This is a genomic window from Pelomonas sp. KK5 (assembly GCF_001984095.1).
GTDB lineage: Bacteria > Pseudomonadota > Gammaproteobacteria > Burkholderiales > Burkholderiaceae_C > KK5.
Window position 1 is genome coordinate 1 of sequence record NZ_LYVQ01000509.1, and the last position, 880, is coordinate 880.

Here is an 880-nt window from a genome sequence, read left to right on the forward strand (position 1 = left end):
GGTCAGCCGAGATTGGCCGTTACGTCATCGAACAGTTCGTCCACGCTCAGGCGGCGCGGGATGATCTTCTGGTCCAGCGCCCAGTCGATGGCGAGCTGGATGCCCTTGCGGTTCGCCTCCATGCCGATCGGCGGGAAGATCGCCGGCACGCCTTCGGCCAGCGCTCTGCTCTCCTTGACCATGCGGTAGATCTCTCGCACGGCTTCCGGGTTCTTCTTGCTGAGCTCCGCGTGCACGACGAACATGTGGTTGATCGGCACCACGTTCTCTCTGGCGAACCAGTCCTTGGCGGCGTTCATCGCATCAGGCACCAGTGTCCTGACGCGCGGATCCTTGGGCATGTCCTCGCCCAGCAGCGCGGCGGCCAGTTCGCCCTTGAGCATCATCTCGGGAATGTTCGATCCCGCCGGCAGCCGCTCGCAGTTCACCGGGTCGTGGTACTCGGCCAGGTGCCCGTCGCCCAGCGTCATCCAGGTGACCTTGTCCAGGTCCACGCCGCACTCGTGGCGCAGGATGCCGCGGATCCACAGCGCCGTGGTCTGCGTGTAGGTTCTGACCCCGACGCGCTTGCCCTCGATGTCCTTGGGCCGGATGTCGCCGAAGTCGATGTTGAAGCCGGCGCAGTGGTGCTGGAACCGTCCCGAGATCGGCGCGGGCAGCAGCACGTAAGGCTTGCCGTAGGCCTTGGCCTGCAGGAAGGTGACGATGGCCAGTTCACCGGCATCGAACTTGTTCTCCCGCACCATGGCCTTGAAGCCGTTGTGCGCCGGGGTGGGGCCGCAGTAGTCCAGGGTGACGACATCGGACGTCACGCGGCCGTCCTTCATCGCTTTCGTGACCGCGTAGTCGGCCAGGTTGGTCTTGAGCGTGAGCGCCATGG

1 protein-coding gene is annotated in these 880 nt (G+C 65.1%); it reads right to left on the bottom strand.

Features of this window, described 5'->3' with window-relative positions; genetic code table 11:
* Positions 1-2 precede the first annotated feature (2 nt).
* Positions 3-878, bottom strand: a complete 876-nt coding sequence (locus B0W88_RS32025; protein WP_077038435.1) for a phosphate ABC transporter substrate-binding protein — start codon at positions 876-878, stop codon at positions 3-5.
* Positions 879-880 lie beyond the last annotated feature (2 nt).